Genomic DNA, 26041 nt, shown 5'->3' with positions numbered 1-26041 from the left:
GAATATGAGAAAAAATATGTTTAAACTATTGACATGTGGTTTAGTATTAGGCACATTGTCATTGGCTACAGGCTGCAGCAGCAATGATGAAAAAAGTGCTGATCCGGTAAATCCGGAAACACCAGATCGTTGGATTACAGTTTCGGGAGCACTAATGCAGGATGCTCCTGGTGATGGAAACGGAGGAACTATGGTTTATGCTGTAACCAAAAAAAATGCTAAAGATCCAAACTATTCGATTAATGTTTACGCAGACGGAATGCCGGTACAATCTAACAGAACGGCTCGTTTGCAATCGTCTGTAGATGGAAAAACTCTTTTCAACATCACCTACACAGGGGCTAACGGAGGAGAATTTATGACCTATACTGTAAATGGAGCTAAAAACTTCACACAATCAGGTACAACTGTAAACATTTCTCAATATGCCGGAACATCTCCAAGATGGAATAAACTTTTTGACGGAGACAAAACCGGAGTTGCAGTAAATGTAACTGCTCCGGTAGTTAAAACAAATCCGGACAAAACGTATATGTATACAAGAGGTACAGCTACCGTACTTTCTTTAGATCTTAAAGGAATTCGTATTTCAGGATTCAAACAATATGAACTTCCGTTAACCGCTCAGGAAGAAGCTCAAGGACACCATATTTTTCGTTTAGATGCTCCTACGATCAACAAAGCAGGAAATAAAGTAATTATCGGAACATGGTTACGTAAAACGAATCCTACTACAGGACAAATCGAAACTACTTACGACCGCCCGGGTGCTAAATCTGTTGTAGTAGATTATCCATCATTAGAGAATCCACAAATCATTACTTCTAAAGTTGGTTTTGGAGATACCAGTGGTTTCCGTAGCTTCAACAGCTTCTTAGGAACTGACGGTAACATTTATCAGGCTACCCAAAGAGATACCAACAAAGGTTCTTATATCGTAAGAATCAACCAAAACAATCAATATGATGATTCATTTGTTATCAGTCTTGATGCTGCATTAGGCATAAAAGGATCTTATATCGATGCCTGGAGATACGCAGGAAACGGAATCGCTTACGTACTTTACACCAGCACTGCTACTGGAGATCAGGGATTTGTTGCAAGAGTAGATTTAAATGCTAAAACAGCTAAAAAAGTAGAAGGCATTGATTACGATGCTGCTATAGATTTTGGTCAGTACCAAGGTTTTGTAGTGGATGGAAATGAGCTTTACTTAGCGGTTACACCGGTTGGAAAAGACGGAAATATTTACGTGATCGATATCCCAACAGGAGCTGTTACTAAAGGAGCTAAATTGGTAAACAAACCTGGAAACCACTATATTGGAGTATTCTAAAAATCTGCACAAGCAGTAAAAGCACTCATAACAATTGTTATTACTTGAGTTTTTTTTTTAATTAAAACATTCCGTTTCAGATTTCTGGAACGGAATGTTTGTTTTTTATTTAAAATGATTTCTTTTAGTCACCACCACATCCTCCACACGAAGAACCGCAAGAACTTCCACAAGAAGAAGTTCCACAATAAGAAGTTCCGCATGATCCTGAACTGGTAAAATTATTTGAAGAAACCGAATTAGTATTGTAATTAATCAATGGCATAAATGAATTTGCTAATATTATATTTCCATAAAGAAAATAATCCCACTCCCAATTCTTTTCGGATGCTGTTACTATCCTTGCCTTATCTTCAAAAACAGAAGGTATAATAGTTGTAAACATTAAATTTAATACTTGATTGATATAATACAATGAAATTATAGCCAAAGGGACAATCGCAAAAAATAAAAATGTAATTGGTTTACCTCTCCAAACTCCGGTTATAAATCTGCTAAAACCAATGCTTAACAAGAATCCTAAAACACTCATTACAACGATCACTACATTTGCAAATTTTTTCGAATCAAAAATTCTGTTTCTTATTCTGTAAGTTGCTTTCTGAAGCTGCTCAAAAATAGGCTTTTGTGAAGCAATCTTGCATAACTCCTGATAGGACATTGGCTCAAAATCTTTCATAATTTCGACTATACAATTCTCATATCGATTTTCAATAAAACTTTCATCAATTAATTCTAATCTATTATTTGTTAAAATCTTAATTTTATGAGTTACAATCAAATTATTCACCACTCCATTAATGACAGCATCCAGTTTGTTTTCTCTAAAAAACACCATCTCAAGTGCCGTAAGATTCTGCAAAATGAAATTGGACTTAATTGTATCATATAGCGAAAGAAAACTTTTTCGGACATAAAATTTCAAGAATAAAATTACAACTACAAAAAGCAAAAGATAGACTATAAGAAAATTAGGATTCTTAATTTTTGTTAGAAGCGAAAAGATAACAAAACATACCGGAAATGATAGAGCAATGGTATAAATTAGAAAGTTTTTTCTAAGTTTTGAAATTTCATAGCTGCTTCTCTCTAAATGTAAAGAATCTAGTTCATTATGATAATGCCAAATTTCAGCTAACTGTGGGCCAAAATTAACTTCATAAAGCTCCTTTGTCCTTTCTTTTGCCATTTTAAACTTATCAAATTCTGATCTATTATGAGTTGAGGGAATATGTTCTATTCTTTTTCCTAATAAATCACAGAAATCAGAATAAGAATTAGTAAAAATTAAGTGTTGATGCCAGACAATATCAACAATTTCTGAAGGTGAAACCATTTCGTTATTGGTTGCAGCCAGAAAAAGAAACTTTTTATATTCAATTATGGCACTTTGAGTAAAATGAATCGTCCAATGATTCTCTAGTGCTAATCTTGTTGAAAACCCATATTGATCATTTGGTTGATCAAAACTAAATGCTAAAACCTTTTCCCAAAGTGTTTTATTCATAAAATCACTTATATTTTAGTTATATTTTGCAAAATTAAATGTACTATTTAACATTACAAATCTTCAGCTAAAATAACATTATTTCTTTCACAAAAAACAAGCTTAAAAATTAAATTCTAAATGTTATATAAGTTCAATTAAGAAAAAAACTTATATTGACTCACACAATTTCTATAGCAAAAAAGAAATCAAACAGAATTTGTAAAATTGATGCCATTCGTGGTAAAGCGATCACGTTGAGCAATGAAATTTATTTAATGATTATTTTATTTTTGAAGTAAATTATCATTTATAAATATTTTTCAATAGTTTTGTGTAATCGATTACATTTAATTTTTTTTATTAATGTTGGCCTAAATTCCAACATCAATAAAAAAATCCATAAAGAACTATACATATGAAAACCAAATCTATTCATCACTTGTTTTTTACAGTGGTATTTTTACTTGTGACCTGTTCCGAACTTACTGCACAAAATTCAGATTCTTATGATACATACAAAGACATCGAGTTTAAAATGCCCAAAGTCAATGAACCGGTAATACCTAATAATACTGTAAATCTAAAAGATTTTGGTGCTGTAAATGGCGGATATGTTTTAAACACGAAAGCTTTCGCTGATGCCATAGAAGCCGTGTCAAAAAAAGGTGGTGGAAAAGTAATTATTCCACCCGGAATCTGGCTAACAGGTCCGATTATACTAAAAAGCAATATTGAACTTCATGCCCAAACGGGAGCCTTAATTAAATTCTCTACCGACAAAAATTTATATCCAATTATTGAAACCAGTTTTGAAGGGCTTAACACCTGGCGCTGCATCTCTCCTATTTATGGCAAGAATCTGGTAAATGTAGCCTTTACAGGAAGTGGTGTGTGGGACGGTTCCGGAGAAGCCTGGAGACAGGTTAAAAAAAACAAACTGACGAAAGAACAATGGAAGAAATTTATCGCTTCCGGTGGCGTTTTAAATGAAAAGAAAGACAGCTGGTATCCTTCTGAACAATATTTAAAAGGCTCCAAAGGTGCTGATCAGAATGTTCGTCACGATCTAAAAACGAAAGAAGAATTTGAAGCCATTCACGACTTTCTTCGTCCGGTTTTAGTGAGCATACAAAACAGTAAAAGAGTACTATTTGATGGTCCTGTGTTTCAAAACTCACCTGCCTGGAACCTTCATCCTTTTATGATAGAGGATTTAATCGTTAGAAATATAACGGTTCGTAATCCGTGGTTTTCGCAAAACGGTGACGGTCTTGACGTCGAATCCTGCAAAAATGTAATTATCGAAAATTCAAGTTTTGATGTGGGTGATGATGCCATCTGTATCAAATCGGGAAAAGACAAAGACGGTCGTGATCGAGGTGTTGCCTGCGAAAATATTATCGTAAAAAACAACATCGTTTATCACGGACATGGCGGTGTAACGGTAGGAAGTGAAATGTCGGGTGGGGTGAAAAATCTGCACGTCTCCAATTGTACTTTCATGGGAACTGATGTTGGTTTGCGTTTTAAAAGCACCCGTGGACGTGGGGGAATTGTGGAAAACATTTATATCTCGGATATTTTTATGACCGATATTCCATCACAAGCCATTTCATTTGATTTATATTATGGGGGAAAATCCATAGCCGAAACTTTGGCCGAAGGCGGAAACACTGTAACGACAAAAGCTATTCCTGTAAGTGAAGAAACGCCACAATTTAAAAACATTTCAATTAAAAACATCACCATTAAGGGCGCACAGCAAGCGGTATTTCTACAAGGTCTGCCTGAAATGAATCTGGAAAACATCGAAATCTCCAATTTGACCGCCAAAGCAGAAAAAGGCTTTTCGATTATTGATGCTAATGGAATTAAAATCAACCATGCAAAATTAGACATCGAAAACCCTACCGTATTTGAAATTTACAATACTAAAAATATGTTTTTAAAAAATATAGCTTTTAATTCGACTTCTGCGAAAGCAATCTCCATTAACGGAGAAGCTTGTCAGAATATTGAGTTGGCTGCATCTCCAAAAACAGATTTTTCTAAAACAACTACCCTCGGAGAAACTGTTCCCAAAAATGCTGTAAAATTCTGAGATTAAAATCGGAACGCAATCAAAAGAGTGATTCCGTTTATCAAAGAAAGTTCACGAAACTCTAAATAAAAAAAAGCGCCCCATACTCTGAGGCGCTTTTCGTTTCAAAATTTAAAATAATAGAAGCCGCGAAAACTATTTCCATCCGCCACCTAAGGCACGATACAAATCGACCACGGCTTGCAATTTTTGCAAATTATCAGTGATACCGCTTAATTGCGCTGCCAATAAATTTTGCTCTGAAGTTAATACATCGGTATAATTGGTTGCCGAGCTGTACTCTAAAAGCTGTTGTGTAAAATCGACCGCTTTTTCAAGGGCTTCAATTTGTTTTTGTCTTGAATCTTCTTTTTCAACGGCCATTTCATAAGCATACAAAGCATTTGATACCTCCTGCCCTGCTACTAAAAGACTTTGCTGAAAATCGTTCAGCGCCTGAACTTGTTTGGATTGTGCTGTTGTTAATCTTGCCTTATTCAGTCCCTGATTGAAAATAGGCTGTGTTAAGCCTCCTATCAAAGAATAAAAAACAGAATTGGTAAAGAAATCCGTTAGTTGCAGGTTAGAGAATCCGCCACTTGCGGTAAGCGTTAAACTTGGATAAAAATACGTTTTAGCCATATTGGTACTTTCAAACGCAGTGCGGAAATTAAACTCGGCCTGACGAACATCCGGACGGTTTTCCAGCAATTGTGCCGGCATACCTACAGCAAGATTTTCCGGAACGGTCTGGTTCCCCAATGTCCCTCTTTCAATAGTGCCCGGAGCTTGTCCCAACAAAATATTAAGCGCATTCTCCGTTTCACGAATACTTCGTTTTAAATCCGGAATCAATACTTCGGCTGCATGCTGATTGGCTTCACTCTGCACCACTGCTGCTCCGGTAACTATTGCACCTTCTTTTAAAGCTTTAATCGTTTCCACATTTTTAATACGGCTTTCTAAAGTCGCTTTGGTAATTTCTAATTGTTTGTCATACGCTAACAACAGAAAGTAATTATTCGCAATATCAGCGATCAATTGTGTCTGAATGGCTTGTTTTGCAGCATCTGTAGCAAGATAGGCAGCTAGAGCCGCTCTTTTTGAACTGCTCAATTTTCCCCAAATATCAAGTTCCCAGGAAGTATTTAACCCTAATTTATAGGTTGTTGTCAGTGTATTGATATTAATTCCCGGGGGAAAATTCAGTCCCGCCTTTGATTGTTTGTTATGTGTAGCACTCGCATCAAAATTCAGCGTTGGATAATAAGCCAATTTTGCCTGACGCAAAGTAGCTCTCGACTGCACTATATTTTCGATCGCATTCTTTAAATTGAGATTCTGATCTAATCCTTTTTGAATTAAAGCATTCAGTTTCTCATCTTTAAAAACAGTTTGCCATGGCATACTTGCCATAGTAGTCGAATCGGCAGCATTTTGATCGCGATACAACTTATCGGTCGAAATAGCCGACGGACGTTCGTATTTCTTGGTAATCGAACACGCACTCAACAGTGTCGCTGCCACTACCACAAGAATATATTTATTAGAACTATGAGTCATTTTTTTAAAATTAAATTACTACTCTTTGTGAGTTTCTATCAATTGCACTTCCTCGTCATCATCACCTTCATCATCATAATTTTCTTTTGGCGGACCACTCACACGCTCTTGCAATGTCTGGAAAATGATGAACAATACCGGAATTACAAATACTCCTAAAATGGTACCGATCAACATTCCTCCAACAGCACCCGTTCCAATCGATTTATTTCCAACAGCACCTGCGCCCGAAGCAAACATTAAAGGAACAAGTCCTAAAATAAAAGCAAAAGAGGTCATCAAAATCGGACGGAAACGTGCTACCGCTCCTTCAATAGCCGACTGTACAATTGGCAATCCCTTTCGGCGCCTTTCGAGTGCAAATTCGACAATCAAAATCCCGTTCTTGGCCAATAACCCAATTAACATGATTAAAGAAATCTGTAAATAAATATTACTGTTCAACTTGAAAATAATCGAGAACAAATAGGCTCCTGCCAATCCAAACGGAATTGAAAACAGTACAGCAAAAGGCAGGATATAACTCTCGTATTGTGCACTTAGCAGGAAATAAACAAACACCAGACACAATACAAAAATAAAGATCGTCTCACTTCCTGATGCTAATTCTTCACGCGTTAATCCCGAAAATTCATAACCATAACCTGCAGGAAGACTCTCTGCTGCTACTTCCTGAATCGCTTTAATAGCATCTCCCGAACTATAACCCGGTTTTGGTGCTCCCGTGATCGAAATAGAGGTAAACAGGTTAAATCTTGAGATAGATTCCGGTCCGAATACCCTGGTCATTTTTACGAACTCGGTAATAGGCGCCATGGTTCCGGCACTGTTGCGGACAAAGATCTTGTTCAAACCTTCGGTATTGGTTCTAAACTCCGGAGAAGCCTGAATCATCACACGATATTGCTTACCGAATTTATTGAAATTAGAAGCGTACAATCCTCCATAATAACCTTGCATGGTTGATAAAATAGTATTGACTGAAACACCTGCATCTTTTGCTTTTGCCAGATTAATATCCATCATGTACTGAGGGAAACCCGGATTAAAAGGCGTCGTAGCATATTGTATCTCCGGACGTGCCGAAAGTTTGGCCAGAAATTCATTGTTTACTTTATAAAATTCTGCTGTACTGTGGCCTCCTTTGTCCTGTAACTGAAATTCAAATCCACCACTTTGTCCAAATCCCTGAATCGTTGGCGGGGAAATAAAGAAGATATTGGCTTCACGAATGCCACTCGTTTTAGCAAACAGCTGACCAATTACATCATCGACACTCAGCTCACGATCTTCCCAACTTTTCAATCTCACAATTACCATACTATAGGCACTACCCGCACCTGCTGTAAAGTTCTGACCCACGATACGAAGGGTATTTTCGACACCCGGAATGGTGTGCGCTATACTATCGACCTTTTTCGCTACAACGTCAGAACGTTCCATAGAAGCCGAAGGCGGCAAACTGATATTGGCAAAAACTACACCCTGATCTTCCGCCGGAACGAAAGCTGACGGTGTCGTTTTCATCATATAGAACAAAGCTCCCGCAGCAAAAAGTATGGATCCCAGTGCAATCCATTTTTTGATGGAAAGGAACTGAACTGAACGTTTGTATTTTTCGGTTACATTGTCAAACGCAACGTTAAATGAGGTATAAAATCTCTGAATAAAACTTTGATGTTTGTGATCGTCAGCATGTGGTTTTAAAAGCAAAGCACACAACGCCGGACTCAAAGTAAGTGCGTTCACGGCCGACAGAATAATCGCAACCGCCAATGTAATTCCGAATTGCTTATAGAAAACCCCGGTCGAACCTGTGATAAAAGTTACCGGAATAAATACCGCCGCCATGACCAGTGTGATCGAAATGATCGCTCCCGAAATCTCATTCATCGCATGAATAGTAGCTTTCTTAGCCGATTTGTACCCATTGTCGAGTTTGGCATGTACCGCCTCGACGACTACAATCGCATCATCGACCACAATACCAATGGCCAAAACCATCGCAAATAGCGTCAGCAGGTTAATGGTAAAGCCGAATAAATTCAGGAAGAAGAACGTTCCAACAATCGCAACAGGAACTGCAATCGCCGGAATTAAAGTCGAGCGGAAATCCTGAAGGAAAATAAATACTACAATAAAAACCAGAATAAAAGCTTCTACCAAAGTGTGAATTACCTTTTCAATTGAAGCATCCAGGTTTTCATTGACATTGATTAATACAGTATACTTTATGCCTTTCGGAAACGTTTTTACGGCTTCGTCAATCAATTTTTTAGAATTATTAATGACATCACGTGCATTCGAACCGGGAGTCTGACTAATTGCAATACCTACAGACGAGCGTCCGTTTGTGGTACTGGTCGAAGAATAACTTAAAGAACCCAATTCTACTTTCGCCACATCTTTTAAACGCAATAATTGTCCGTTTCTGGCTGATTTAATGACAATCTCTTCAAATTCTTTTGCACTTGTTAAACGCCCTTTGTATTTGATTACATATTGAAAAGCCTGATCTCCGTTTTCACCAAATTTTCCCGGTGCCGCTTCAATATTTTGTTCTGCCAAAGCAGCCGAAACATCACTCGGAATCAATTTATACTGCTGCATTACATCGGGTTTCAGCCAGATACGCATAGAATAATCTCTTGAACCGAAAACGGTAACATCTCCTACTCCCACTACACGCTGAATTTGCGGTACTAAGTTGATCTTAGCATAATTTTGAAGAAATGTCTGATCGTAGGCTTTATCATCACTGTACAAAGAGAAAATCAACAAGTTACTACTCTGACTTTTGGTTACGGTTACCCCCGCCTGAGTTACCTCAACCGGCAATAAACTGGTAGCTCTGGAGACCCTGTTTTGTACGTTTACCGCAGCTAAATCAGGATCGGTTCCTACTTTAAAGAAAATTTTTATAGAGGCATTACCATCATTAGTCGCCGTAGAAGTCATATAGGTCATGTTTTCTACACCGTTGATTTGCTCTTCAAGCGGAATTACGATACTTTTCAGGACCACATCTGCATTCGCTCCGGTGTAACTTGCTGCTACATTCACGGTTGGTGGTGCGATGTCCGGATATTGCGCAATAGGAAGCGCGGCCAGTCCCAGGATTCCCAGGATTACGATAATAACCGATATTACCGTAGATAGTACCGGTCGTTGTATGAATATTTTAAACATTTCTTTTTATTTTAAATCCGCGTAAACCGTTTCTGCACTTTGATTCTGAGCTTTAATTTCTGTTCCGTCTTTAAGTGCTGCCACACCCTCCAAAACAATTTGGTCTCCGCTCTGCAAACCGCTTTTTACGACATAATAATTTCCTGCAGTATTTTCTAAAACTGTAATATTGGCATTTTTAGTTTTCCCGTCTTTTCCAACTACTACGGTAAATAATTTATCCTGAAGTTCAAAAGTGGCGCTTTGAGGAACAATAATCGCTTGATTCACTTCGTTCGGAATTCTCACTGTAGTACTGTTTCCGCTTCTGATGATGCTTTTTGTATTGGGGAAACGTGCTCTGAAAGTAACGGAACCAGTCTCGGTATTGATTAATCCGTTTACGGTTTCAATACGTCCTTTTTCACCGTAAGCTGTACCATCTGAAAGAAGCAGAGAAACAGCAGGCATCTTTTTAATTTTTTCTGCCAGTGCAATTCCGGAATCTGTATTCTGAGTAAAGTTCAGAAGCTTTTTTTCATTCACTGCAAAATAAGCATATACATTTCCGATGCTTGAAACCGTCGTTAAAGGATCTGCGGTATTAGAACTCACTAAACTTCCCAAACGAAACGGAATAGAACCCACGACACCATCAACAGGACTGGTTACTGTTGTATATCCCAAGTTTGTCTTAGCATTTACCAGACTGGCATTGGCCTGCGCCAGTGTTGCCAAAGCTGATTCATAAGTATATTGTGCCGATTCTAAATCGTATTTACTGATGATTCCTTTTTCAACCAACGGCTTTACTTTATTGACTGCCAGTTTAGCCGCACTTAAATTAGCCTGAGCACTTTTGATACTTGCAGCAGCTGTGCGAACTTCCTGTTCGTATTCCGGAGCACTAATTTTAAACAATGGCTGTCCGGCCCTAACCACAGCACCTTCATCAACAAAAATCTTATCAATATACCCTTCTACCCTCGGACGAATTTCTATATTTTGCTGTCCCTGAATACTGGCGGGATAATCTGTATATAAAGTTGCCGATTTAGGTTCTAAAGTCAGCGTTTTATATTCTTTAACTTGTGGTGCACCTCCGGCCTGAGCCGCTTTATCATTTTTGTTTCCACACGAAGTGATCACAATAGATGCTGCTAGAATACTTAAAAAAGATTGCTTCTTCATTTTTATGGATTGTATGATTATCTATTTATTAAGGAACAAAAGAACTGAAATAGAACACACAAAATTTTTACAATAGACGAAAAGCCCCCTGCAATCGATAAAGATTAGATGAGAACCGATGGAAGATGTTCCCTGATAAATAAGTATTTTTGTAATAGCCTCGTCGACTCTAAAATGGTTTTTACGGGTTGTAAATCTATTTTGGGCGATTGGTTTTATATACTGTTCAAATAAAATGTAATATTGTCCCTAAAATCACAACTTACAATGACACCCAATTTTTTTAAACCGTTTATGTCTACCGGATTACACATCCTGGCCTGGGTATTATTAGGATATATGCAGCTGTTTTATATTCCGCTTACCTGGAATATAGCACTTCCCCATATATTCTGGATTTGGCAAACCATTGTTTTGCTTTTCATGCTTGCGATTTTTTACTATAATGCCAAGGTAATTGTTCCAAAAACTATCATTAAAGACAAAATTGGTCCTTTCCTGTTATGGCTACTATTGATTATTTTCATCATGCAGTTGGCATCCTATTTTTACAACCTCAACACCGATTTGCATAACAAACTGGCTGCACTTATCCGATTCAAACGATACCGAAACACCTATTTCGATAACTATATTTTTAGTCTCACCTTACTGGTTTTAGCCATCAGTACCAGTTATGCCATGCTGCTCCATTGGCAAAGAGCTGCTCAACATAAACAAAAACTGGAGCAGGACAAAACGATGACCGAACTGGCTATGCTGAAAGCACAAATCAATCCGCATTTCTTTTTTAATTCGCTTAACAGCATTTACTCCCTTACGTATACTAATATTGAAGATTCCCGTAATGCGCTTCATACTTTAAGCCGAATGATGCGATACCTGCTTTACAGTACTGAAGGCGAAAGAACAACCTTATTGAAAGAGGTGGCTTTTATGAAGGACTTTATTGCTTTAATGAAGCTACGTGCCAACAGTAAACTGACCATTACTGGTGATATTCCGGAAAAAATTCAGGATTATCCAATTGTACCGATGCTTTTACTGCCTTTAGTCGAAAATGCCTTTAAACATGGTGTGCATGCTACAGACAAAAGTGAGATTCATTTTGCGCTGAAACAAAACGGAACTCTTCTTGAATTTGAGGTAGAAAACACTTTTTTCGAAAAAACAGCTCCAACAGAACAGGGCGGAATTGGTTTAACCAATACCAAACGCCGATTACACCTCATCTATCCTGACAAACACAGTTTAACCGCCGGTATTGATCCAAACGGAAAATATAAAGTAAACCTGCAAATAACTTTAGAACAATGATTGTATTAAAATGTATCGCAGTAGACGACGAACCGCTAGCCTTAAAATTGGTCGAAACTTTTATAGAACAAACTCCTTTTTTACAGTTGGTTCAAAGCTGTGATAATGCTATTGAAGCTATGAGTCTGATACGGGAACAACAACCCGACATTATTTTTCTGGACATCAATATGCCGAATTTAAGCGGTATGGAACTTGCCCGTCTTTTACAGGAACAACAGGGAACATTACCTAAAATAATTTTCACCACAGCCTACAATCATTACGCTATTGAAGGTTATCGGGTTAACGCTGTTGATTATCTTTTAAAACCCTTTAGTTATGAAGAGTTTTTAAGAGCTGCCGGCAAAGTTTTACAATTAACAGAAGAGGCTTCCGGTCAATTTCAGTCCATTACGGCAGATGATGATGATTTTATTTTTCTGAAAGTAGAGTATCAGTGGGTTCGAATTTCATTAAAAGATATATTGTATATCGAAAGTCTCAAAGATTATGTGAAAGTACATCTTGAAAATTCCCCAAAAGGATTAATGTCTTTGATTTCGTTAAAAGCACTCGAAGAAAAACTACCCTCCTTAAAATTTATGCGAATCAACCGCTCTTTTATTGTTGCATTGGACAAAATAAACTCCATCAGTAAAAACTCAATATTCATTAATAAAACCGAGATCACGGTTGGTGAACAATACAAAGAAACCTTTAAAACCATTGTAGACAAATGGTTGAAATAAAATTAAAAAAATAATATCATGCAAAAAAGATCAAACAAATATTACCTGACTTTAAGCTTAAAAGAATACGCAAACGGCGAAACGGAACCCGCAAAAGAGCTTGGAATAGAATTCGACAATCATGATGAAATATTCGATATCATCGAAAAAATAAAGGCTAAAAACCTGTTTGAAAATCCACACGAAGCTACCCAATTTGCACTTGGTCTCAAATTGTTCAGCGAAATAAAACTGAAACACCGCAACAACCCTCTTTTTGAAGAATTAAATGAAGTCTTTCCGGTTTTCATGAAAAAACTAAAAAGTTTATAATTATAAGCTGCTCTCTACGTAATTTATTTTAACACATAGAAACATAGACTCTGTATCTATAAAAAAGGCTAGAAACGTTATTGTTTCAGCCTTTTTTTATACAAAACTAAAGAATCAGTTAATTACAGTTCTCCATTTCGATAATCGAAAATCCCTGTTTAAGAATCTGACTTTGCACAGTCTCAGGAGCCTTGTCAATATGACAAAATTTGCATTCTTTTGAGGTCAGCGGTTGTCCTTCCTGTGCTACTGTTTTAAGATACCTTTTGCCATATTCAAAAATCTGGTTTTCATCGACAGTACGTTCGTCAACCAGAATATCAAAATGCATTACTGTTCCGTCTTTTCGGGTTACATAGGTATCCCACACTGCTATCTTCATACGATTTACATTTTACATTTTACCTCTCACAGTGAATCTATCCAATTACATCTGCTATAGAAGCACCAAAATTGATATGAAGTACATTTCCGTTTGGCGTTACCAAAGCCGGAACCGATTGCAATCCTGCTTTTTGAGCCTCTGCAATTCTGAATTTATCGACACCCAGATCGACAACTTCAACCTCAGTAGAATTAATTAAACTTAAAATATCCTGTTCTGCACTAATACAAACCGGACAGCCGGCATGATAAAAAATTGATTTACTCATTTTAATTTGTTTTAAATTTGACTTTATTGTCTGTACAAAATTACTTCGATTCAGGATCTGTTAAATAATCCAGTTTTTTCATTTATAGTCCTAATCTGGTCCAGTTTACCTCCAGTCTGGACTATTACTTATACTAAAAACTGGATCTTTTAAGTACGTCTGTTTACCGGTAATTTTGCCTCATGAAAGAAGATATTATTTTCAATTTAAAACAGGTACATCAACGCATTGAGAATGCCTGTAAAAGTTCCGGCAGAAATGTATCAGATGTGAAACTATTACTGGCGACTAAAACCGTTTCTGCAGCAGACATTCAAATTGCGATCGATGCCGGAGAGACACTCATTGGCGAAAATAAAATGCAGGAACTCCGTGATAAAAATTCGACACTAAAAGATTTAAAAATCGAACGCCATTTTATTGGCCATCTTCAAACCAATAAAGTCAAAGACGTTCTTAAGTACGTCACTTGTATTCAATCTCTCGACAGACTGAGTTTGGCCAATGAATTGGACAGGCAATTGCAAAAAGAAGGACGAACACTGGAGGTTTTTATACAAGTTAACACTTCATTTGAAGAAAGTAAATTCGGACTGCCTCCAACAGAAGTGCTTTCATTTATTCAAAAGATAAAACGTTACGAAACTCTTAAGATTAAAGGACTAATGACTATTGGATTGCTGGATGTCGAAAAAGAAAAAATGCGTCCGTCATTGCGTTTGCTTCGAAAAACAAGAGATGAAATTTACGCAGCTGAAATCGAAGGTATCCCTAATTTACAACTTTCAATGGGAATGTCACAAGACTTAGAACTCGCCATTACTGAAGGTTCGAATCTGATCCGAATTGGAACTTCAATTTTTGGAAACCGCTTTTTAGGAAAAGAAATCTGGAACGAAAATATTGCAGAATAAAGTCTAATTTTGCACCAAATAAAATCACAAATGAATCTGCACGAACTTGTTGTAAACGATACTGAAAAAATAGCACTTAAAGATTTACTTTTTAGTACAGAGAATAAAACGATATTAATTCAGACGATCAAAGAACATAAATACATCGAAGAATTAAAAAAATACAATCTCAAAGTAGATAACAAAATACTACTGCACGGGCATTCCGGCTGTGGCAAAACCACTACTGCAAAAGCTATCGCCAACGCTTTAAACAAGAGTATTGTGATTGTGAATCTCAGTACCGTAATTGATGCTAAAATTGGAGAAACTTCTAAAAATGTAAAAGTGTTGTTTGATAAAGCAATTCGTGAAAAAGCGGTTTTATTTCTCGACGAATTTGATCAGATTGGTAAAAGCCGTGACAGTCAGGACAAAGATGTGGCTGAAATGAAACGTCTGGTAAATACGATCATTCAACTGATTGATTATCTTCCGGCAGACAGTTTACTTATTTGTGCGACCAATTATTACGACAGTATTGATACAGCTTTGCTGAGAAGATTTCAAATCAAATTAAAATTTGAAATGCCCGATAATACACAACTGAATGCCTATTATGATAAACTACTTGCTGATTTTCCGGTTCATCTTCAGGAAATTAAACGCAAGTATGCTATTTCTTATGCTGAAGCCAAAGACTACATTCATACCACAATGAAAAAGCAAATTATTGCCGAACTGGAATTTCAGGAACAACAGAAACTAACGGAGATCATAGCATAAAAAAATGCCTCATCACTGAGGCATTTTCTATGACATTGAATTTCTTAAAAAAATTAAGCTTTCGCTTTTCTTTTTACCGTACAGCCGATTTCTTTAGTTTGTGTGACGGTCGGTTTTTTATTGCTTTTTAATGCTGCGATCACCTCTTCAGCATACTTTGTTTTTTCGGTTTTAGTTCCTTCCGGGTCACTGTCAATTGCTCCAACATATTCTACGACATTACCTTTATCGGTTTTAGAAACGATAAAAAGATGCGGTGTACGTTTCGCCCCATATTGATCGGTAACTTTTTGTCCGGCATCAAATAAATAAGGAAACGGATATTTTTTATCTTTTGCCAATTCCTGCATTTTATCAAAAGAATCTGCCTTAGAAGCTTCAGGATCATTTGGATTAATGGCAATTACCGGGTAACCCTGGGCTTTGAACTTTTTATCCAATTCAATTATTCTTTGCTCGTACGCTACCGCATAAGGGCACGTATTACAGGTAAAAACAACGATATATCCTTTTGCTTTTGGAAAACTGGCAAAAGAAACTTCTTTTCCGTCTACGTTTTTCAATTTAAAATCCGGAGCCGTTTCGCCGGCTTTAAGAGTTGTACTCTGAGCCTGAGAAAGCAGCAGATTAAACAAAAACAGAGTCACAGCAGTAATAAACTTATTCATAATTTACAGTTTTTTATATTCAGTTAATAATTGTTCGTAGGTAAATTCAGATTCAATAAATTTTCTTTTATCCTCTTTAATAAATAAGGTTGCCGGAATGCTTCCCGACCAGTCTTTATCAATGCGGTCTATATATTCCTGCGGATTGCTTTCGTTTAACAGAAAAACTTCATTTTTCAGGTTTTTTCTTTTCACAAACGGAACTACAGCTGAGTTTAACTTAGATTTAAAATCGACACTTACCAATAAAACCGCTAATTTATCTGATTGATGATCCGTCTTTAACTTTTCAAAATGAGGCAGCTCTTTAATACAGGGTGCACACCAGGTAGCCCAGAAATTAACAACATAAGTACTGTCTTTACCATTCTTAATTCTTTCGTTCAGCTGATCGATGTTTAACAGCTTTACATTCTGACTATAACCGCTTACGGAGAAAGCAAATACAACAAAAATTCTTAATACATTGATTTTCATATCTCTTCGTGCTATTTTTAGTTTTTGCCTTACAAATATAAACGAATGCCAATTTGCTTTTTGTTAATAAAAGTTTAATGCGAAATAAATTTAATTTGTTATTACAATGTTGATGTCGTTAACAAACAAGAGTGCTTCCATATTACTCATATTCGTCATCGATAAAACGCCATTCTTGTTCTCATTTATAGCGTTTATTCTAAAACAATATTCATCCCCATCCTTATCCATCAACGTTACAAATTCGAGTGTATCATCTGAATTATTCTGGCAGCTGTTTGAAATAGTGTATCGGTACATTACTTTAAACGTGTTTTTGTCGTAATTGAAAACTTTTCCGTCTGTAGTAAAAACCCACCTTGTATTTCGATTGGCATCGGCGTACCAGGTTCCGACAATTTTTTTAGAGGAAGGATCTGTACTTTGACTGTACCCTGTTGTTACAGCCATTTGAAACAACAACACAAAAAATAACAATAGCTTTTTCATCGTTTATATCATTTAATTGTTTTATTCTAAGCAGCAATCAAAATTATCCAAACTTACTATTCTATTCTTTTGAGAAAATCTCCAATTGCTTAAAAACCGGAACTAATGATGTTCCCTTTTCAGAAAGATGGTATTCGATATGTAAAGGTTTTAAACGAACTACTTTTTTGTCCAGAATTCCAAAATCTTCCAGTTCCCGAAGTGCCGTTGCAACAGATTGTTTGCTCGCTCCTTTAAGTTCTCTTAAAAGTCCGTTGAAACGCAAAGGGCCATTAACGGCCAGTAAAAAGATCTGCGGTTTCCACTTGCCCGAAAGCAATTTTAAAAGCCCTTCTGCCGGACATTCATTCTCCCTTTCTGATGTATTTGCTGTAGTCATATTTTTTAGACTAATTGACTTGTGATTAAAGATGGACGAACTTTACAGTAAAATTATAAAATTTAAACCGAAGCGTAAATCTAAAACAGTTATTTATGAAAAGACTGTCGCTATTATTAATTCTGATCTGCAGTACAAACTGTCAATCACAAATAAATTCAAAAATGAGTACAGACAAAACAAATCCATTATTATGTGATCCTGAAACGGGAACCTGCGAAATGCCAATTCACGAAAAAACAAATGAAACTGCCATCATTCCAACAGCAGATAAACCCATAAAAATTATTTATTACACTGATCCTATCTGTTCTTCCTGTTGGGGAATTGAACCTCAGCTAAGAAAACTAAAACTCGAATACGGCAATTATATCGATATTGATTATAGAATGGGTGGTTTACTTCCAGATTGGTCTTACAATAGTGGCGGAATCAGTAAACCGTCAGATGTCGCTCATCATTGGGAAGAAGCAAGTTTGTACTATGAAATGCCTATTGATGGAAATGTATGGCTCGAAGACCCGCTCGATTCTTCCTATCCGTCTTGTATTGCGATGAAAGCAGCGCAAATTCAGAGTAAAGATAAAGCGGTAAAGTTTATGCGGATTCTTAGGGAGAAATTGTATCTCGAAAAGAAAAATATTGCGAAATGGGAAAACATTTCTGAAGCGGCCGAACTTTCCGGTTTAGATACCAAAAAATTAAAATGGGATTACGAAGGAGAAGCAAAAATACTTTTTCAGGAAGATCTGAACTATGCCAGAAGTCTTGGCGTACGAGGCTTCCCTACTTTGTTTTTCTCTGATGGGAATCAAAATCAATTAACCGTTTATGGTTCTAAGCCTTATACCTCTTATGAAAATGCAATATTAGCCCTGTTTCCTGACGCTAAAAAGAAAAAAATAGCAAATGAGCATCCTTTAGCTCTATTTGAAATTTATCCTACTCTTGCACCAAAAGAATATGCCGTTATTCTGGATATTTCTTATGCCGAAGCCCATACAATTCTGGAGCAATTATTTGAGAAAGGAGAACTAAATAAAAAGTCAGTAAAAAACGGTGTTCTATATGGTAAAAAATAGTCACTTTAAAAACCAATCATCCAAATAATCAATAAAATTGCCAATAGCCGCTAAGCAGTAAAACTTAGCGGTTTTTTCTATAAAGGGTTATTTGTACTAAAATTGTGTAACAAAAGAGGAAAACTATGTAATATCAGTAAACTTAAATAGAGTAATTTTAAATCAACAATTTTGTTCTGTAAAAACGAATATTGAAAATTTATGCCATACAAAGAGCATAATTTAAATCATTTGATTATTTGCATTTACAACAACTTGTATCAAACTGACCATAATTGCGAAAAGGATCTTATAAATGGAACGTAAACCATTTCTTAGAATTATAAAATTTTGCTAAATAAGTAACATGGCAACAATTTGGCAGGATTTTCGCTTGTTTTTAGAGCGTATGCTCAACCAGGTGTTTTGCATTGTTAAGTCAGAAAATAAAAATGAAATAATAAAAACAAAACTGATTGTTAAGGACCATCAGAATAAATAACAAAAAAGTTTAATTAAATAAATAAGTATAATCATGGAAAAATTGAATTTTATAGATCCTCTATTACACGGAATTACTCCAAAACCAGCCTCTAAGTTTTCTGTAAAAAATTTAATTTTTGCAGGTGTAGGAACTCTTGTAGCGGGTGCTATTTTGAAAAAAGCGGGACAAGATAAAACTGCTGCCGTTGTTGGAAGCCTGGCTATTCCTCTATTGGCTACAGCTTGCTACAAACAAGTTTCAAAAAACAATAAAGCTAAAAGAGATCTTAACGTAAGTAGCGGTATCGAATACAATCATTAGATTTCGTCTGTTTCAGATTTATTTCGAAATCTCTCACAAATAGTTTAGTCCCGAATTCATGAATTTTGCTTGGTCTCATCTGGCAATACTTCATGAATTCGGGGCTTTTTTTATCTGATAAAAACTAATGAATATTGATATTTCCTTCCACCCAGTTTAATGCTTTATTGAAAGATTCTTTTTTAAAGCCAAGAAAATCGCCGGGAATGACAGAACCAAACCCATTAGTAAAAGAAATAATCTCTTCCGAATCCGTAATTATCGCGGCTCTGTTCCATTTTCCAAGATGTTTTAAACCAAGCAAGGCATCTTGCAGCCATACTCCTGAAGTAGAAGCCTCAGTGTCTGTATCCAAAACCAATAAAAAATTGATTTCGTTAGTTTGTTTTACCAAATGTTCCACTGCGGGGATCACGACACTTAGAAAATCTTCATTTGTTACCACTGCCAATGCCCGAAAAGCGACAATATTGTCTGTTGTATCAATTTGATGTATCATAGCATTTATATTTTAAATTGTTATTAAACCTTATCTGTATATCTTTTTCGCCTGTCCATTAGAAGAGCTTTTCAACACTAATCATAACACACTTTAAATCGTATCACTTCTAATTGTTTTAAATTTCATCAAAGCTAAGAACTACTAAGTTACAAATTTACAAAGGTTTACACTCATTAAACAATTTCTATTTTTTTTAACCTTTGATAATAGTACTCCCGTTTCATTCGTAAACATACCGTTTCCAAAACACGATTAGAATCCTTAAAACTTTACACATTTTACCATTAAATTTCATTAAATTTATGTCCGCACACAATTCTAAACTCATGGAAACAAAAGATGGAAGAATAGCACTTTATGCCAAAACCCGAAAAGAATGGCGCGATTGGCTACAGGAAAACAGTCAGATCGAAAAATCAGTCTGGCTGATTTTATACCACAAAAAAAGTAAAACAGAAAGTGTAAATCTTATCGAAGCTACAGAAGAAGCACTCTGTTTTGGGTGGATTGACAGTTTGTGCAAGAAACGGGATCCTGAAAGTTATTATCTGACATTTACCCCTCGAAATGCCAAAAAAAGTAAATGGAGCCAACCCAATAAAGAGCGAGCAGAAAGAATGATTGCAGAAGGTTTAATGACAGAATACGGTCAGCTTTCGATTGATCTCGCCAAGCAAAATGGCAAATGGGAATCGGTTTAAAGAACTTTAATGACTGTCTCTACGTAGTATTGTCAAACAACAAAATTTTTACATTTTTACTACCATTTTCTTAGTGGTAAATGCAATTTGATTTGTAGTTTTAGGCTTCAAAGAGTACTACTGTTCACAACCATTCCGTTAAGTAGTTTTGGCGGAAGCAACAGGAACTTGTCCAATAAAAACCACTCAATACAAAAACAAGAAATTAAAAATCAGCACATTAAACCCTTTTACATCAAGTATAAATACAAATATTCCAGTCTCAAAAACACTTGTATTTAGACGAACTGACAGTCCAAAAATGAGCTTTTGACAAGTACTGCCATCAAACTAAAACAAATCAATAACAAACTAATAACCAGTGTTTTAAAACCAAACATGTAAAGTAAAAAATAAATCATAAATCAAATCCGAATGCATTCACTCGGCAATCCATTCAGAAACTTAAAATACCTAAAAACCAAATAAAAATGATTGTAGATTCGTTACAAAACGCAGCCAGATACTACGGCCTGCATCCTAATTTTAAAAAAGCATTTGATTACGTAAACCAAAACGACATCAGTACTCTTGAAGAAGGAGCCTTTGAAATTGGCGAGGGCTTAAAAGTAATTGTAATTGTTGGCGAAGGCACCACTAAAGAAGAAAGTATAAAAGGGTTTGAATGCCACGATAAAAATATCGACATCCAAATTCCGATCAAAGGGCCGGAAACTTTTGCCTGGAAACCCAGAGAAAAATGCATTAGTCCGAACGGAGAATACAGTGACGAACGCGATGTTCGTTTCTTTTACGACAAACCGGATATGTTTTTCGAATTACAGGAAAAGCAGTTTACAATTCTATTTCCCGAAGATGTTCACTCGGCAATGATAAGCGAAAGTCCACTTAAAAAAATTGTTATTAAAGTCAAAGTTTAAAACCGAAATACCATTCAAAACACTATCAATCACAAAATTTTACATGGATTCAATATTTAATCTAAAAGGAAAAATTGCATTAATTACCGGTGGTGCCGGAGTACTGGGAAGTAACTTTGCTAACGTTCTGGCCGAACAGGGTGTTATTACCGGAATCGTTTCCCAGTCTATTGAAAAAGCCAATACAACCGTAGCTGCAATAGAGAGCAATGGTGGAAAAGCTTTTGCCATTCAGGCGAATGTTTTAAACAAAGAAGAACTGGAAAAAGCTAAAGATTTTATCGTAAAAAAATACGGTCGTCTCGATATTCTAATCAATGCTGCAGGAGGAAACATGCGCGGAGCTACCATCAGCCCGGATCAGGCCATCTACGACCTTCAAACCGAAGACTTACAAAAAGTAATCGATCTGAATATTATTGGAACTATACTGCCTTCACAAGTATTTTCGGAACTTTTTGCTCAACAAAAACAGGGAAATATCATTAACATCTCATCGGCGGCCGCACAACGTCCTCTGACAAGGGTAGTAGGATATGCCGCTTCTAAAGCAGCAATCGACAATTTTACACAATGGATGGCAGTAGAACTGGCTACTAAATATGGTGAAGGAATACGTGTCAATGCCATTTCACCGGGGTTTTTCATAGGAGAACAGAACCGCTCTCTCTTACTGACTCCGGAAGGAAAATTAACGCCAAGAGGAGAAAAAATCATCGAACATACCCCAATGGGAAGATTTGGTACTCCCGAAGATGTCAACGGAGCACTTTTGTATTTATGCAGCGACCTGTCAAAATTTGTCACGGGAACCATTCTAAAAGTAGACGGAGGATTTGCGGCAGCAAGTATTTAAAACGAAAATAGAACCTTATCAATCCTATCGTATTACCAAATCATTAACAAAAAAGAAAAAAACTATATGATTTCTGTTTAGGATTTTCTTACTTTGTGTGAACACTTAAAAACTATTCTAACTATGAAAAAAATTAATTTATTGGTAATTGTCTTATTGACAGCTTTTTCAGTTAATGCACAAGACGTTAAATTTGCTCCTTTGGATGCGAGTCCGGTTGATATTGCGTATTCTCCAAACAAAGCGGTAAAATTCAAGAAAACCGATAATCCGGCTCCGACAGTTAAGGTTATTTATTCAAGACCTTCAGTTAAGGGACGCGCTATTTTTGGTGAATTGATTAAGTTTGGTGAAGTTTGGCGTGTAGGTGCTAACGAAAATACCGAAATCAAATTTTACAAACCGGTTACTATTGGCGGAGTAAATATTCCTGCCGGAACTTACAGTTTATTTGCTATTCCTGAAAAAGACAAATGGACCATCATTATCAATAAAGAAATCGATTTATGGGGTGCTTATGCGTACGACGAAAGTAAGGATATTGCAAGAGTAAGTGTTCCTGTAAAACCAGTATCCAATACAATTGAGGCCTTATCTATTGCTTTTACTACTCAGGGTTCCGTAACGAATTTGGTAATTGGCTGGGACAAAACAACTGTTGAAGTTCCAATCACAATAAAATAATAGTCTGCACAATTAGCGACAGCAATAAAGAGATACCAAATGGTGTCTCTTTTTTTATGCTTCAACACAAAACAGAAATGGTGAAAAAGAGAAAAATTATTATGACTTAGTTCCCACAAATTTATTTTTCATCCGGTTATACTTTATACGATGAAGTTTTGTATTTTTATGAATATCAATGAATTTAATTTTTAACTTAATCAAAAAATAGATGGGAAAATTTGTAATTACTAAGAGAGCCAATGGTGAATTTCAATTTAATTTAAAAGCTGGTAATGGGCAAACTATTCTAACAAGTGAAGGTTATACTACCAAAGCGGCCTGCTTAAACGGAATTGAGTCTGTTAAAACAAATTCGCAGGACGACGGAAGATTTGACAGACTGGAATCCAAAAGCGGAAAACCTTATTTCAACTTAAAAGCCAGTAACGGTCAGATTATTGGAGCAAGCGAAATGTATGAAAGTACCAGCGCCCGAGATAACGGAATAGCATCGGTAAAAACAAACGCACCCGAGGCTTCTACAGACGATCAAACTGCATAACTGCGGTACAAAATAATAAGAAATGGGGCTCAGTAGCCCCATTTCTTTTCCATTTCCTTAGACTAAATCTCTCCGAATTTTTCTTTATAACGACGTAGCTCTTCTTCCGTTTTGCTTAACAATTTCTCTAAAAGCACAATTTTATCTTCATACAGAGCTTTTAAAGCTGCACTATTATCCGAATTAATCTGAATACTTCCATTATTGTTTCCTCTCACTTTATTAAAACTATTGAAGTATCTCTGACTATCAAAACTGATTACGTCTTCTACACTAACCTCCAAAATTCTGGCTATTTCAACCAATTTTTCATACGAAAGAATCGTTTTTCCTTTCTCAATTTTACTATATCCTGCCTGTGTAACACCTAACTGATCTGCCATATATTCCTGCGTGTAATTTTTTAGTTCTCTTATGCTTTTTATTTTACTTTTTATCGAAGAGGTCATAATTTTATTTGGGGTATTTTGTATCGCTAAAAACCAACCGCTATTAAACTTATAGTATTACAGCCATACTTTTTAGTATGCGATCCTACTACTTCAATGGTAGGTTTATGAAGCAGCAGATTTTCATTTTTTCCTGGTGGTAATAATAAAACCATAAAGTATGGCAAGGGCTATAACCACAAGATCATTTTGGGAAATTTCATCTAATAACATTATTAATTTTTATAGATTTGTTTTCGTTTTCTTCAAAAGTCTGTTAAAATTCAGGTGTAGAAACTCATCGATCTGTTTCCCGATTTCGTGACGGTCTAAAACCTTAATTTTCACTTTAATTTCTTTTTTATATACATCTTTTACAATGACATAATAGTCAAATTCAAAAGTATTATAGAATCTTAAAATGATAAGAACAGCATATACTATAATCGTGGGGCCGATATAATACAAGTCATTTAAATTGGAAAAAAACATACAATAATAAGCCAAAGCGGTAGTCAGAGTAAAAACTCCGTTTTCAAGAAGATAGGTCTTCTTTTTTTTGAGTAAACCAAGTTCTGTAATTTCATTAAAACAGTATTGCCATCGTTTTGAACCATACTGAAACTGAACCTGATCCTGAGTAAGGGTAATGAACATAGTAATTAAAGATTATTAATAAAAGACAAGAAATAATTAAGCTGAACACCAAATTCAGCGATAATTAAAAGTGGTTTATATTCCTAAAAAAGCAACCACTAGCGGTCTCTTTTTTTTGAATAAAACTCTCTTTCGCAATATTACGCATTCTATGTATTTTCTTTCTTACAAACCTCCTTATAGAATATAACTAACTGTTGTAATTAATTCTAAAATATCAATTTTTACCTATATTCAATGGTGCAGACCGTTGATTTTTCCTCTATTAAATTTCATTTTTCTTCTTAAGGTTAAAAACAAAAAAAGCCCTTAATCAGAATTTGTTTAAGGGCTTACCATTTATCTTCTTAGAATTAAATTGTCCCAATCAGGAGGCTTTCGATTTTTGAAAGCGGAATCTCGGGATTGGCACCGGGTGACGCAGCAACCAAGGCGCCTACAGCACAAGCAAAATCAATTGCGTCCTGGGGCTTTTTTCCGGTAAGCAATGAAGTAATTAAAGCGGCTAGAAAAGAATCCCCAGCCCCTACTGTATCTACAACTTTTACAGTATAACCGTAATTCTCATACAATTGATTTTCCCAAAGCAATACTGCACCATATTGCCCTCTGGTTACACAAATAGCTTTGGTACCCGTTTTCTCTGCAATAAAATAAATATTTTCTTCCAGTGTGGTAAAAGGCGAATGCAGTGCTGCGGAAACTTCTAATAATTCTTCATCATTAAACTTTATAAAACTGGCGGCATGCATCAACTGTTCTAAAATCTCATAGGAATAATGAGGCTTTCTTAAATTGACATCAAAAACTTTATAAACATTTGTCCGTAATAATTCTTCCAGAGATTTCCTCGATATCTCATCCCTACAAACTAAACTTCCAAAAATCAAAACATCGGCATTTGCTGTCAAACTTCTGGCAAAATCACTCAAAACGATCTTATCCCAGGCCGCCGGATAATGAATGACGTAACTCGCCGATCCTTTCTCGTTCAGGCTCACATGAACCAGACCAGTCGGAAAATCTTCTGACTTGATTATCGCTTCTGCTTCGAGTCCAAGATTTTTTATATGATTAATAATGGTAGCACCGTCTTCATCACTTCCTACACTGCTAATCATTGCAGCATTGCATCCTAACGATTGCATTCGCAGGGCAACGTTTAATGGTGCGCCTCCAATCTTTTTTTCTGCAGCAAAAACATCCCAAAGTACTTCTCCGTAGGCGACTGCCTTTAGACTTTTTCCGTTACTCATTCTAAAAACAATTTTATATTAGCAAGTCTGTTTAACACACGGTAATGTTGATTTTTTTCCTAAAAAAGAATATTATCTAACTCTTTTTACCGCTG

At 36.0% G+C, this 26041-nt stretch carries 28 protein-coding genes; 14 read left to right on the top strand and 14 right to left on the bottom strand.

Features of this window, described 5'->3' with window-relative positions:
* Positions 1–4 precede the first annotated feature (4 nt).
* A complete protein-coding gene (locus tag C245_RS0105900) occupies positions 5–1336 on the top strand; it encodes a hypothetical protein (RefSeq protein WP_026109898.1) in 1332 nt (443 codons plus the stop codon).
* Positions 1337–1460: 124 nt separating this feature from the next.
* Here C245_RS0105900 and C245_RS23605 read toward each other — a convergent pair whose 3' ends face one another.
* Positions 1461–2843, bottom strand: a complete 1383-nt coding sequence (locus C245_RS23605) for a hypothetical protein (RefSeq protein WP_017495657.1) — start codon at positions 2841–2843, stop codon at positions 1461–1463.
* Between the two features lie 397 nt (positions 2844–3240).
* Here C245_RS23605 and C245_RS0105890 point away from each other — a divergent pair, with 397 nt between their 5' ends.
* Positions 3241–4926: a glycoside hydrolase family 28 protein gene (locus C245_RS0105890; RefSeq protein WP_017495656.1), complete on the top strand. Its 1686-nt coding sequence runs from the start codon at positions 3241–3243 to the stop codon at positions 4924–4926.
* 135 nt (positions 4927–5061) lie between these two features.
* Here the strand turns inward: C245_RS0105890 and C245_RS0105880 are convergent, their stop codons facing one another.
* From C245_RS0105880 to C245_RS0105870, 3 genes are read right to left on the bottom strand one after another with little or no spacing between them, the layout of a single operon-like run.
* Entirely contained in the window at positions 5062–6468 is a 1407-nt protein-coding gene (locus C245_RS0105880) for an efflux transporter outer membrane subunit (protein WP_017495655.1), read from the bottom strand.
* Between the two features lie 18 nt (positions 6469–6486).
* Positions 6487–9657 carry an efflux RND transporter permease subunit gene (locus C245_RS0105875; RefSeq protein WP_017495654.1) on the bottom strand — a complete coding sequence of 1057 codons (3171 nt, stop codon included), beginning with the start codon at positions 9655–9657 and terminating at the stop codon, positions 6487–6489.
* A gap of 6 nt (positions 9658–9663) precedes the next feature.
* Positions 9664–10827: an efflux RND transporter periplasmic adaptor subunit gene (locus C245_RS0105870; protein WP_017495653.1), complete on the bottom strand. Its 1164-nt coding sequence runs from the start codon at positions 10825–10827 to the stop codon at positions 9664–9666.
* 267 nt (positions 10828–11094) lie between these two features.
* On the opposite strand from C245_RS0105870, the gene C245_RS0105865 reads away from it, so the two are divergent.
* Genes C245_RS0105865 through C245_RS0105855 form a run of 3 tightly spaced genes read left to right on the top strand, consistent with a single transcriptional unit; the run spans position 11095 to position 13187 of the window.
* Positions 11095–12144: a sensor histidine kinase gene (locus tag C245_RS0105865; protein ID WP_017495652.1), complete on the top strand. Its 1050-nt coding sequence runs from the start codon at positions 11095–11097 to the stop codon at positions 12142–12144.
* A complete protein-coding gene (locus C245_RS0105860) occupies positions 12141–12875 on the top strand; it encodes a LytTR family DNA-binding domain-containing protein (RefSeq protein ID WP_017495651.1) in 735 nt (244 codons plus the stop codon). The genes C245_RS0105865 and C245_RS0105860 overlap by 4 nt, the downstream gene beginning before the upstream one ends.
* 18 nt (positions 12876–12893) lie before the next feature.
* Positions 12894–13187 carry a DUF3861 domain-containing protein gene (locus C245_RS0105855; protein ID WP_017495650.1) on the top strand — a complete coding sequence of 98 codons (294 nt, stop codon included), beginning with the start codon at positions 12894–12896 and terminating at the stop codon, positions 13185–13187.
* Positions 13188–13305: 118 nt separating this feature from the next.
* On the opposite strand, the gene C245_RS0105850 is transcribed toward C245_RS0105855, so the two are convergent.
* Together C245_RS0105850 and C245_RS0105845 are read right to left on the bottom strand one after the other, a co-directional pair.
* Positions 13306–13569: a DUF2024 family protein gene (locus tag C245_RS0105850; protein ID WP_017495649.1), complete on the bottom strand. Its 264-nt coding sequence runs from the start codon at positions 13567–13569 to the stop codon at positions 13306–13308.
* A 37-nt stretch (positions 13570–13606) separates the two neighbouring features.
* Complete coding sequence (locus C245_RS0105845; RefSeq protein ID WP_017495648.1) at positions 13607–13840, bottom strand: hypothetical protein; 234 nt, start codon at positions 13838–13840, stop codon at positions 13607–13609.
* Positions 13841–14022: 182 nt separating this feature from the next.
* Here C245_RS0105845 and C245_RS0105840 point away from each other — a divergent pair, with 182 nt between their 5' ends.
* Both C245_RS0105840 and C245_RS0105835 read left to right on the top strand, forming a co-directional pair.
* Entirely contained in the window at positions 14023–14754 is a 732-nt protein-coding gene (locus C245_RS0105840; RefSeq protein WP_017495647.1) for a YggS family pyridoxal phosphate-dependent enzyme, read from the top strand.
* A gap of 30 nt (positions 14755–14784) precedes the next feature.
* Positions 14785–15519 carry an AAA family ATPase gene (locus C245_RS0105835; protein ID WP_017495646.1) on the top strand — a complete coding sequence of 245 codons (735 nt, stop codon included), beginning with the start codon at positions 14785–14787 and terminating at the stop codon, positions 15517–15519.
* Positions 15520–15572: 53 nt separating this feature from the next.
* On the opposite strand, the gene C245_RS0105830 is transcribed toward C245_RS0105835, so the two are convergent.
* The 4 genes from C245_RS0105830 to C245_RS0105815 all read right to left on the bottom strand — a co-directional run bounded on the left by C245_RS0105830 (position 15573) and on the right by C245_RS0105815 (position 17532).
* Positions 15573–16187 carry a thioredoxin family protein gene (locus C245_RS0105830; protein ID WP_017495645.1) on the bottom strand — a complete coding sequence of 205 codons (615 nt, stop codon included), beginning with the start codon at positions 16185–16187 and terminating at the stop codon, positions 15573–15575.
* A 3-nt stretch (positions 16188–16190) separates the two neighbouring features.
* Positions 16191–16664 carry a TlpA family protein disulfide reductase gene (locus tag C245_RS0105825; protein WP_017495644.1) on the bottom strand — a complete coding sequence of 158 codons (474 nt, stop codon included), beginning with the start codon at positions 16662–16664 and terminating at the stop codon, positions 16191–16193.
* A 90-nt stretch (positions 16665–16754) separates the two neighbouring features.
* On the bottom strand, positions 16755–17153 hold the full coding sequence (locus C245_RS0105820) for a hypothetical protein (protein WP_035746313.1): 399 nt from the start codon (positions 17151–17153) through the stop codon (positions 16755–16757).
* Between the two features lie 61 nt (positions 17154–17214).
* The gene (locus tag C245_RS0105815) at positions 17215–17532 is read right to left on the bottom strand and encodes a helix-turn-helix domain-containing protein (RefSeq protein WP_017495642.1); all 318 of its coding nucleotides are present in this window, start codon (positions 17530–17532) and stop codon (positions 17215–17217) included.
* Positions 17533–17696: 164 nt separating this feature from the next.
* Here C245_RS0105815 and C245_RS0105805 point away from each other — a divergent pair, with 164 nt between their 5' ends.
* Positions 17697–18614, top strand: coding sequence for a DsbA family protein (locus C245_RS0105805; protein ID WP_017495640.1), 918 nt, complete (start codon positions 17697–17699; stop codon positions 18612–18614).
* Positions 18615–19128: 514 nt separating this feature from the next.
* On the top strand, positions 19129–19398 hold the full coding sequence (locus C245_RS0105795) for a hypothetical protein (protein ID WP_017495638.1): 270 nt from the start codon (positions 19129–19131) through the stop codon (positions 19396–19398).
* A gap of 124 nt (positions 19399–19522) precedes the next feature.
* Here C245_RS0105795 and C245_RS0105790 read toward each other — a convergent pair whose 3' ends face one another.
* The gene (locus tag C245_RS0105790) at positions 19523–19897 is read right to left on the bottom strand and encodes an STAS/SEC14 domain-containing protein (protein WP_017495637.1); all 375 of its coding nucleotides are present in this window, start codon (positions 19895–19897) and stop codon (positions 19523–19525) included.
* Between the two features lie 329 nt (positions 19898–20226).
* On the opposite strand from C245_RS0105790, the gene C245_RS0105785 reads away from it, so the two are divergent.
* From C245_RS0105785 to C245_RS0105765, 5 genes are all read left to right on the top strand, one after another.
* Positions 20227–20601: a YdeI family protein gene (locus C245_RS0105785; protein ID WP_026109896.1), complete on the top strand. Its 375-nt coding sequence runs from the start codon at positions 20227–20229 to the stop codon at positions 20599–20601.
* A 470-nt stretch (positions 20602–21071) separates the two neighbouring features.
* Positions 21072–21521: a YhcH/YjgK/YiaL family protein gene (locus C245_RS0105780; RefSeq protein ID WP_017495635.1), complete on the top strand. Its 450-nt coding sequence runs from the start codon at positions 21072–21074 to the stop codon at positions 21519–21521.
* A gap of 43 nt (positions 21522–21564) precedes the next feature.
* The gene (locus C245_RS0105775) at positions 21565–22377 is read left to right on the top strand and encodes an SDR family oxidoreductase (RefSeq protein WP_026109895.1); all 813 of its coding nucleotides are present in this window, start codon (positions 21565–21567) and stop codon (positions 22375–22377) included.
* A 123-nt stretch (positions 22378–22500) separates the two neighbouring features.
* Complete coding sequence (locus C245_RS0105770) at positions 22501–23061, top strand: DUF2911 domain-containing protein (protein WP_017495633.1); 561 nt, start codon at positions 22501–22503, stop codon at positions 23059–23061.
* Positions 23062–23272: 211 nt separating this feature from the next.
* Positions 23273–23605 carry a YegP family protein gene (locus C245_RS0105765; protein ID WP_017495632.1) on the top strand — a complete coding sequence of 111 codons (333 nt, stop codon included), beginning with the start codon at positions 23273–23275 and terminating at the stop codon, positions 23603–23605.
* Between the two features lie 62 nt (positions 23606–23667).
* Here the strand turns inward: C245_RS0105765 and C245_RS0105760 are convergent, their stop codons facing one another.
* The 3 genes from C245_RS0105760 to C245_RS0105745 form a co-directional block, all read right to left on the bottom strand.
* A complete protein-coding gene (locus C245_RS0105760) occupies positions 23668–24054 on the bottom strand; it encodes a helix-turn-helix domain-containing protein (protein WP_017495631.1) in 387 nt (128 codons plus the stop codon).
* A 222-nt stretch (positions 24055–24276) separates the two neighbouring features.
* Complete coding sequence (locus C245_RS0105750) at positions 24277–24690, bottom strand: hypothetical protein (RefSeq protein WP_017495629.1); 414 nt, start codon at positions 24688–24690, stop codon at positions 24277–24279.
* Between the two features lie 353 nt (positions 24691–25043).
* A complete protein-coding gene (locus C245_RS0105745) occupies positions 25044–25946 on the bottom strand; it encodes a carbohydrate kinase family protein (protein ID WP_017495628.1) in 903 nt (300 codons plus the stop codon).
* Between the last annotated feature and the right edge of the window lie 95 nt (positions 25947–26041).

Origin of the sequence: Flavobacterium sp. WG21 (genome assembly GCF_000335775.1) — a bacterium.
Taxonomy (GTDB): Bacteria; Bacteroidota; Bacteroidia; order Flavobacteriales; family Flavobacteriaceae; genus Flavobacterium; species Flavobacterium tructae.
The sequence above is the reverse complement of the archived record's forward strand: the minus strand, read 5'-3'. Positions and strand labels throughout refer to the sequence as shown.

What these genes read in the sequence shown, in the direction of transcription:
- C245_RS0105770 (WP_017495633.1), top strand. Translation starts at nt 22,501, where the DNA reads ATGAAAAAAATTAATTTATTGGTAATTGTCTTATTGACAGCTTTTTCA.
- C245_RS0105745 (WP_017495628.1), bottom strand. Translation starts at nt 25,946, where the DNA reads ATGAGTAACGGAAAAAGTCTAAAGGCAGTCGCCTACGGAGAAGTACTT.
- C245_RS0105795 (WP_017495638.1), top strand. Translation starts at nt 19,129, where the DNA reads ATGGAAAAATTGAATTTTATAGATCCTCTATTACACGGAATTACTCCA.
- C245_RS0105830 (WP_017495645.1), bottom strand. Translation starts at nt 16,187, where the DNA reads ATGAATAAGTTTATTACTGCTGTGACTCTGTTTTTGTTTAATCTGCTG.
- C245_RS0105890 (WP_017495656.1), top strand. Translation starts at nt 3,241, where the DNA reads ATGAAAACCAAATCTATTCATCACTTGTTTTTTACAGTGGTATTTTTA.
- C245_RS0105880 (WP_017495655.1), bottom strand. Translation starts at nt 6,468, where the DNA reads ATGACTCATAGTTCTAATAAATATATTCTTGTGGTAGTGGCAGCGACA.
- C245_RS0105815 (WP_017495642.1), bottom strand. Translation starts at nt 17,532, where the DNA reads ATGACTACAGCAAATACATCAGAAAGGGAGAATGAATGTCCGGCAGAA.
- C245_RS23605 (WP_017495657.1), bottom strand. Translation starts at nt 2,843, where the DNA reads ATGAATAAAACACTTTGGGAAAAGGTTTTAGCATTTAGTTTTGATCAA.
- C245_RS0105750 (WP_017495629.1), bottom strand. Translation starts at nt 24,690, where the DNA reads ATGTTCATTACCCTTACTCAGGATCAGGTTCAGTTTCAGTATGGTTCA.
- C245_RS0105845 (WP_017495648.1), bottom strand. Translation starts at nt 13,840, where the DNA reads ATGAGTAAATCAATTTTTTATCATGCCGGCTGTCCGGTTTGTATTAGT.
- C245_RS0105825 (WP_017495644.1), bottom strand. Translation starts at nt 16,664, where the DNA reads ATGAAAATCAATGTATTAAGAATTTTTGTTGTATTTGCTTTCTCCGTA.
- C245_RS0105875 (WP_017495654.1), bottom strand. Translation starts at nt 9,657, where the DNA reads ATGTTTAAAATATTCATACAACGACCGGTACTATCTACGGTAATATCG.
- C245_RS0105805 (WP_017495640.1), top strand. Translation starts at nt 17,697, where the DNA reads ATGAGTACAGACAAAACAAATCCATTATTATGTGATCCTGAAACGGGA.
- C245_RS0105840 (WP_017495647.1), top strand. Translation starts at nt 14,023, where the DNA reads ATGAAAGAAGATATTATTTTCAATTTAAAACAGGTACATCAACGCATT.
- C245_RS0105765 (WP_017495632.1), top strand. Translation starts at nt 23,273, where the DNA reads ATGGGAAAATTTGTAATTACTAAGAGAGCCAATGGTGAATTTCAATTT.
- C245_RS0105900 (WP_026109898.1), top strand. Translation starts at nt 5, where the DNA reads ATGAGAAAAAATATGTTTAAACTATTGACATGTGGTTTAGTATTAGGC.
- C245_RS0105790 (WP_017495637.1), bottom strand. Translation starts at nt 19,897, where the DNA reads ATGATACATCAAATTGATACAACAGACAATATTGTCGCTTTTCGGGCA.
- C245_RS0105820 (WP_035746313.1), bottom strand. Translation starts at nt 17,153, where the DNA reads ATGAAAAAGCTATTGTTATTTTTTGTGTTGTTGTTTCAAATGGCTGTA.
- C245_RS0105760 (WP_017495631.1), bottom strand. Translation starts at nt 24,054, where the DNA reads ATGACCTCTTCGATAAAAAGTAAAATAAAAAGCATAAGAGAACTAAAA.
- C245_RS0105850 (WP_017495649.1), bottom strand. Translation starts at nt 13,569, where the DNA reads ATGAAGATAGCAGTGTGGGATACCTATGTAACCCGAAAAGACGGAACA.
- C245_RS0105855 (WP_017495650.1), top strand. Translation starts at nt 12,894, where the DNA reads ATGCAAAAAAGATCAAACAAATATTACCTGACTTTAAGCTTAAAAGAA.
- C245_RS0105870 (WP_017495653.1), bottom strand. Translation starts at nt 10,827, where the DNA reads ATGAAGAAGCAATCTTTTTTAAGTATTCTAGCAGCATCTATTGTGATC.
- C245_RS0105865 (WP_017495652.1), top strand. Translation starts at nt 11,095, where the DNA reads ATGACACCCAATTTTTTTAAACCGTTTATGTCTACCGGATTACACATC.
- C245_RS0105780 (WP_017495635.1), top strand. Translation starts at nt 21,072, where the DNA reads ATGATTGTAGATTCGTTACAAAACGCAGCCAGATACTACGGCCTGCAT.
- C245_RS0105835 (WP_017495646.1), top strand. Translation starts at nt 14,785, where the DNA reads ATGAATCTGCACGAACTTGTTGTAAACGATACTGAAAAAATAGCACTT.
- C245_RS0105860 (WP_017495651.1), top strand. Translation starts at nt 12,141, where the DNA reads ATGATTGTATTAAAATGTATCGCAGTAGACGACGAACCGCTAGCCTTA.
- C245_RS0105785 (WP_026109896.1), top strand. Translation starts at nt 20,227, where the DNA reads ATGGAAACAAAAGATGGAAGAATAGCACTTTATGCCAAAACCCGAAAA.
- C245_RS0105775 (WP_026109895.1), top strand. Translation starts at nt 21,565, where the DNA reads ATGGATTCAATATTTAATCTAAAAGGAAAAATTGCATTAATTACCGGT.